Raw genomic sequence first — 6,267 nt, forward strand, 5'->3', positions numbered from 1 at the left:
AGTGTCGCGCGATGTTCCACGTGGAACACCGCGCGCTCGGGACCACGCTGGCGTGATTGACGGGCTTCGATGTTCCACGTGGAACGTCGCACTGCTCGTCCGGCCGATCTCATCGACGGATCACAACGGTTGGCGCGTCGTCCTCGTTCCACCGGAACAGCACCAAGTGCCACAGGCCGGGGCTCTTCCGAGACGGATCGATGAGTCCGTCGGCGCCGATCTCGAGCAAGCGGTCGCGCACCTGCCACGAACCGGGCGACCCACCGGCGGCGGCGATGTCCTGCCATGGAGCAACAGCGTCCTGCAGGTCGATGCCGATCGAATCGAGCGTGCCTGGATCACGCAGGTCGACGATTCGTGCAGCGTCGACATCGATCGCGACGATCTCCAACGTCGCCGCACGGACGTCCCTGTGCGCGACCATCGCAGCTTCGACTCCTTCGACCGACGCACTGAGGTACAACGTCGGCTCATCGGCCCTGGAATACCGGCCCACGGAGCGCGATCCCGCGATCGCGAACTCTCGGAACCTCGGATCCACGGCGCGGAAGAACGTTCCCCGGATCGCTGGCGTGAAGGGCGAGCCGCTGGTGGTCACCACACCACCATCTCAGCGAAGGCCATTCGCATCCGCCAACGGCGCAGCGTCGTCCGGAGCGCTGCGTTGCCGACAGAGCGCACGGCAGAAGTCTGGCGTCCGTCCACTTCGGCTATTGCGTCTCAGAGGCTCACAGCGCCCCACAGCGCCGCGTGAGGCCTGCTTCAGCTCTCGAGGTCCCGCACGCCGAGCTCGGCGAGGATCCGGTTGAGATCGTCGCCGTTCGCGAAGTCGATGGTGACCGAGCTCTTCCGGGCGCCGACCGCGATCTTCACCCGGGTGTTCAACCGGTCACCGAGCCGCTCTGCGAGGTCGTCGAAGTGCGCCTGACGCTTCGACGGCTCGGGCTTCGGCTTCGTCTGCGGGGTCTTCGCGGCGAGTTGCTGCGCGATCGCCTCAGCCGCCCGGACCGAGAGGTCTTCGTTGACGATCTTCTCTGCCAGGTACTCCATCGCCTCTGCGTCCGGCGCAGCGAGGATCGCACGAGCGTGCCCGGCAGAGAGGACACCTGCGGCCACTCGGCGCTGGACGGGGGAGGGGAGGCGCAGGAGACGGATGGTGTTGGTGATCTGCGGTCGAGACCGACCGATGCGCTGACCGAGCTGCTCCTGCGTGATGCCGAAGTCCGCGAGGAGCTGTTGGTAGGCAGACGCTTCTTCGAGGGGGTTGAGCTGTGCCCGGTGGAGGTTCTCGAGCAGTGCATCCCGGAGCATCGCGTCGTCAGGGGTGTCCTTCACGATCGCAGGGATCGTGCTCAGCCCGAGTTCCTTGGTGGCTCGCAGACGACGCTCACCCATGATGAGCTCGTACTGCGGCTCCGTCCCCGTCGCGCCGGCGATGGGACGCACGACGATGGGCTGTAGGACGCCGATCTCGCGGATGGAGTGGACAAGCTCCTGGAGCTCCTCTTCGCGGAACTCCTTCCGCGGCTGCTGCGCGTTGGGGATCACGTCGAGCGGGTTGAGGTTCGCCAGACGGGCGCCCGGCACTGCCACGAGATCGTCCGCCGTCGGCGCGGAGGCGGGGGAGCCCCCGGTCGGGAAGAACACATCCACGGGACGGTCCTGCTGGTCCGTCGCTGTGGGGATCAGGGCGCCGATGCCTCGGCCGAGCCCGGTTCGCTTCGGTGCCATCAGTGCTTTGCTCCTCGTGCTGCGATCTCGGCGGCCGCTTCCAGGTAGGACAGCGACCCGGTGGAGTTCACGTCGTACGCGACGACGCTCTGCCCGTAGCTGGGTGCCTCGCTCACTCGGACGGAGCGGGGGATCATCGCCTTGAGTACCTGGTCACCGAAGTGCTCCCGGACGTCGTTCGCCACCTGGTTCGCCAAGTTCGTGCGGCTGTCGTACATCGTGAGGAGGATCGTGGACACCCGGAGGTTCGGATTGAGGTGGCGCTCGATCAGCTCGATGTTCCGCAGGAGCTGGCTCAGCCCTTCGAGCGCGTAGTACTCGCACTGGATCGGGATCAGGACCTCTTGTGCCGCGACGAACGCGTTGATCGTCAGCAGACCGAGCGACGGCGGGCAGTCGATGAAGACGTAGTGGTACGGCTCGTCGAGCGATTGCAGGTACATGTCGAGCGCGGTCCGCAGGCGCTGCTCACGTGCAACGAGGGAGACGAGCTCGATCTCTGCACCGGCGAGGTGGATCGTTGCCGGCACACACCAGAGCGTGTCCGACTCGGGGGAGGCCTGGACAGTGTCGGCCATCGGTGCCTCATCGACGATGACGTCGTAGATGCTCGCGACCTCGGCCTGGTGATCGACGCCGAGTGCGGTCGACGCATTGCCCTGCGGGTCGAGGTCGATCACGAGCACTCGAGCGCCACCGTGGGCGAGTCCCGCTGCGAGGTTGACCGTCGATGTCGTCTTGCCGACGCCACCCTTCTGGTTCGAGACGGTGATGATCCGCGTCTCAGCAGGCAGCGGGAACTGCTGCGTCGCAATCGCGCGGCGGCGACGGTTGAGGTCGGCGATCTCGCGAGCGAGCGGTGTCGACGCGTCGTAGTCGGTCGATGAACTCAACGAGTGCCTCTTCCCCGGTTCGATGTTTCACGTGGAACGCGGAGCCACTGGCGGCCGGATGACCCGGCCCGAGCCGCAGCGTCAGTCAACTGTAGCCCGGAAGACGCGAGTGGTCTCGTCGACCACACCGTCTCCGAGCTCGAGCACCTCGACGTCGGAGAGGCGCTTCCGGAGGATCACCTTGCGGGCCTTCTCGATCTCTTCGTCGACACGCGCACCCTTCATCAGGATGAGCTGGCCACCGGACCGAACCAAGGGCACGGTCAGGGGGATCAGCTTCGAGAGCGCGCTGACGGCCCGAGCGGTGACCTGGTCGACCACCACTTCGTCAGCGACGTCCTCTGCACGGCCACGGAGCACCGTCACGTTCTGCAGGCCGAGCCGGTCGGCCTCAGCGCGGAGCCAATCCGTCCGACGCTCCATCGGCTCGATGAGTACGAACTCGACGTCGGGGCGGGCGATGGCGAGCACAAGGCCTGGCAGTCCTGCCCCGGAACCGACGTCCGCAACCCGGCCACGCGCCTCCAGGAGGGGCGCCAGCAACGCAGAATTGAGGATGTGTCGAGTCCACAGCCGGGGGAGTTCGAGCGGGCCGATCAGGCCCAGCTCCTCACCTCGTCGCGCCAGCACGTCCGTGAACGACCGCGCCACCTCGATCTGGTCGCCGAACAGCGTCACGGCGGCAGCAGGCTCGGTCTCCAGCACCGGTGCGGCCGTGGGGGCCACTGGCTCGTCCGTCATCGGGTGACGACCGTGTGGCGGTCCCGACCCTCACCCTCGGACTCCGAGTGGAAGCCCTTCTCAGCGACCAGGTCGTGGACGAGCTTGCGCTCGTACGACGACATCGGGGGGAGTGCTGCCGTCGACGAACCGGCTTCGATCCGCTCGACCGCGGTGTCGACGAGACGCTGGAGTTCCTCGGCACGGGCGTCGCGCGAGCCGCCGACGTCGAGGATGAGCCGACTGAACTCGCCGGTCTCCGCCTGTACCGCGATGCGGGTGAGTTCCTGCAGTGCGGTCACCGTGTCGGGCTTCGAGAGGACACGAAGTGCCTCTCCGTCGTCGGTGACCGACAAGTACACGCGACCGCCGCGTTCCTCGATCTCGATGTCACCATCGAGATCACAGATGTCGAGGAGTTCCTCGATGTAGTCCGCTGCGATGTCCGCTTCGTCGCGGACGTCTTCGGTCTCGGTGTCCGCCGTCTCGACGGCGGCCGCGGTGTCCTGCTCGGTCACTTACTTCTTCCCGTTCTTCTTCTGGCGCTGCCTGCCGACCGGCTGCTGACGCTGGGTGGTGACGCGCTCGGGCTCGATCTCCGTCGCGCCGACGCCGGCGCCGGCCTCGGCGAGGACCGGAGTGGCGGTCCCGCGACGCTGGGCCTTCTTGGCCAGGCGGGCTTCACGAGCCAGAGCAGCTTCGGAACCCGGGGTCGGCATGCTGCGGATGACGAAGTACTGCTGCGCCATCGTCCAGAGGTTCGAGGCGAGCCAGTAGAACATGACGCCCAGGGGGAAGCTGAGGCCCGAGATCACGAAGACCAGCGGGAGGATGTACAGCATCATCTTCTGCTGGCGGTACATCGGAGACTCCTTGGTCTCCGGCGACATGTTCTTGGCGACGAGCTGCAGCTGCGTGATGAACTGCGACGCGGTCATGACGACGATCATGAAGCCGGCGATCGCGCGGACTTCCCAGCCGGAGGCGTTCGTGAACGTCTCGTGCAGGGGAGCGCCGAACAGCGCCGCGTTGCCGAACGAGGCCGCGAGGTCGTTCGTCAGCAGGCCGATGCCGGTCTTGTTGATCTGCGCTTCGTGCAGCACGGAGTACAGCGAGAAGAAGATCGGCATCTGCAGGAGCAGCGGCAGGCAGGAGCTGAGCGGGTTGGTCCCGGTCTCCTTGTAGAGCGCCATCGTCTCGCGGCTCATGGCCTCGCGCGAGAACTGGTCCTTCTTGCCCTTGTACTTGTCCTGGATCTTCTTCAGCTGCGGCGCGACCTCGAGCATGCGACGCTGCGACTTGATCTGCCGGACGAAGATCGGGATCAACGCGGCGCGGACGACGAACGTCAGGAAAATGATCGAGAGCACCCACGTGATGCCCGCGCTCGGGTCCATCCCGATGCTCTCGAAGATCCAGTGGAAGCCGACGAGGATGGCCGAGACCACCCATTTGAGCGGCCAGAGGATCGTTCCGATGATGTCCATGGGGACGGCTACGCCTTTCGAGTGCGCTGGGGGAGCAGGACCGGCCGGGCCGTTCCGACCGCGGGGTGCGGCTGCTGCGGGATCGGCGCGAGGACGAACCCGAACCGGTTGACGACGAACGGGTGACGACGTTCCTTGACGTCGTCGATGCCGCCGGCAGCCCAGGGGTTGCAGCGGGCGATGCGCCAGGCGCCCATGGCGGATCCGCGCACGACGCCGTACTGCTGGATCGCGTCGAGGGCGTACCGGGAGCACGACGGGTGGTAGCGGCAGACGTTGCCGTACAGCGGGGAGATCACCGCACGGTAGGCCCGGAGCACGACGACGCACGCGTTGCGTGGGAGCAACGCGATGACCCAGGCCAGCCGGGTCCACAGAGTGCGGTTCATGCTGCCTTCTCCACCCCGCGCGCGAAGGAGCGCGTGACGTCTTCGAGCAGGGTAGGCCATCCGGCCTGCGATGCGGCTGGCAGTACACGGACCACCACGTCGAACCCTTCTGGGCACTCGACGAGCAGGTCGTGCGCGATCGCCTTGAGCCGCCGCCTGATCAGGTTCCGGGTCACGGCGTTGCCCACCGTCTTCGCGACGATGAAGCCGAAGCGTGTCGGTCCGTCGCGGTCGGCCGGTTGGCGGACCACGGACACGACGACGTGCGCCGTGGCGCTCTTGCGACCACGACGCACGACGTTCCGGTAGTCGTCCCCGCGCACGATGCGGTTGGCGCTGGCCAACACTGCGACGCCGGGGTCAGACCGAGGACCGGATCAGGCGGATGAGCCTGATCAGGCCGAGAGCTCGGTGCGGCCCTTGGCGCGACGCGCCGACAGGATGGCGCGGCCGGCACGCGTCCGCATGCGGAGGCGGAAGCCGTGCTTCTTGGCGCGGCGACGGTTGTTCGGCTGGAAGGTGCGCTTGCTCATGATGTTCTCCACACGGCTGCTCGCGGCGAGCCGTCACGTATGTGTAGTCGTCCGGGTGCGGACGACGCAGATGGGCGCGACCAAAGGGCCGCAGTCAACTGGTTAACGGTACGTGACAGCGGCGGGCAGGTCAAACCCCGCGCGGACCGGTCGTGCCGTCACACCCGTGGCTGGTGTCGCTCGACCCAATTCTCCACATTGGGGACAACTTCCGTTCGGTGGGACTCGGTCCGGTCCTTTACAGTGGTGTGATCGATCGCCTCGAAGGCCCGGTACGACAGGGAAGTACTCCTGTGGGACGACTCGGAGCGGTCGTGGACAACACTGTGGACAACCCTGTGGGAACCTCCGTGGCAACGAGGCTTCGGAGAACTCTCCGGAGCCACCGACGATCCGCCGGAGACGACCCTGTCCCGAGTGCGGTCGCCGAGGACGCCACGGCATGTCCGACCCCGCGGGACGCACTCTCGTCCGGCAGCGAACGCACGACACGACCCCTGGAGACGAGCGCGAC

General features: G+C 66.8%; 9 protein-coding genes. All 9 read right to left on the reverse strand.

The genetic code is table 11. The features are described from left to right. Nucleotides 1-109: 109 nt before the first annotated feature. Nucleotides 110-598 carry an RES family NAD+ phosphorylase gene (locus ACL00U_RS16855; protein ID WP_307358139.1) on the reverse strand — a complete coding sequence of 163 codons (489 nt, stop codon included), beginning with the start codon at nucleotides 596-598 and terminating at the stop codon, nucleotides 110-112. Between the two features lie 164 nt (nucleotides 599-762). Beyond that, a complete protein-coding gene (locus tag ACL00U_RS16860; protein WP_307358136.1) occupies nucleotides 763-1,731 on the reverse strand; it encodes a ParB/RepB/Spo0J family partition protein in 969 nt (322 codons plus the stop codon). Beyond that, nucleotides 1,731-2,624: a ParA family protein gene (locus tag ACL00U_RS16865; RefSeq protein WP_017887823.1), complete on the reverse strand. Its 894-nt coding sequence runs from the start codon at nucleotides 2,622-2,624 to the stop codon at nucleotides 1,731-1,733. Before ACL00U_RS16865 ends, ACL00U_RS16860 begins: the two co-directional genes overlap by 1 nt. 81 nt (nucleotides 2,625-2,705) lie before the next feature. Continuing rightward, complete coding sequence (gene rsmG, locus ACL00U_RS16870; protein WP_412873671.1) at nucleotides 2,706-3,365, reverse strand: 16S rRNA (guanine(527)-N(7))-methyltransferase RsmG; 660 nt, start codon at nucleotides 3,363-3,365, stop codon at nucleotides 2,706-2,708. Continuing rightward, nucleotides 3,362-3,862: a protein jag gene (locus ACL00U_RS16875; RefSeq protein ID WP_307358133.1), complete on the reverse strand. Its 501-nt coding sequence runs from the start codon at nucleotides 3,860-3,862 to the stop codon at nucleotides 3,362-3,364. The genes rsmG and ACL00U_RS16875 overlap by 4 nt, the downstream gene beginning before the upstream one ends. Then, complete coding sequence (gene yidC / locus ACL00U_RS16880) at nucleotides 3,863-4,831, reverse strand: membrane protein insertase YidC (protein WP_412873672.1); 969 nt, start codon at nucleotides 4,829-4,831, stop codon at nucleotides 3,863-3,865. Nucleotides 4,832-4,839: 8 nt separating this feature from the next. Continuing rightward, nucleotides 4,840-5,220, reverse strand: a complete 381-nt coding sequence (gene yidD / locus ACL00U_RS16885; RefSeq protein WP_017887819.1) for a membrane protein insertion efficiency factor YidD — start codon at nucleotides 5,218-5,220, stop codon at nucleotides 4,840-4,842. After that, on the reverse strand, nucleotides 5,217-5,567 hold the full coding sequence (gene rnpA / locus ACL00U_RS16890; RefSeq protein ID WP_017887818.1) for a ribonuclease P protein component: 351 nt from the start codon (nucleotides 5,565-5,567) through the stop codon (nucleotides 5,217-5,219). Before rnpA ends, yidD begins: the two co-directional genes overlap by 4 nt. Nucleotides 5,568-5,615: 48 nt before the next feature. Continuing rightward, nucleotides 5,616-5,753 carry a 50S ribosomal protein L34 gene (gene rpmH, locus ACL00U_RS16895; protein ID WP_022889115.1) on the reverse strand — a complete coding sequence of 46 codons (138 nt, stop codon included), beginning with the start codon at nucleotides 5,751-5,753 and terminating at the stop codon, nucleotides 5,616-5,618. Nucleotides 5,754-6,267: the final 514 nt, after the last annotated feature.

The sequence above is a fragment of the Curtobacterium poinsettiae genome (genome assembly GCF_047226435.1).
In the GTDB taxonomy this organism is placed as follows: domain Bacteria; phylum Actinomycetota; class Actinomycetes; order Actinomycetales; family Microbacteriaceae; genus Curtobacterium; species Curtobacterium poinsettiae.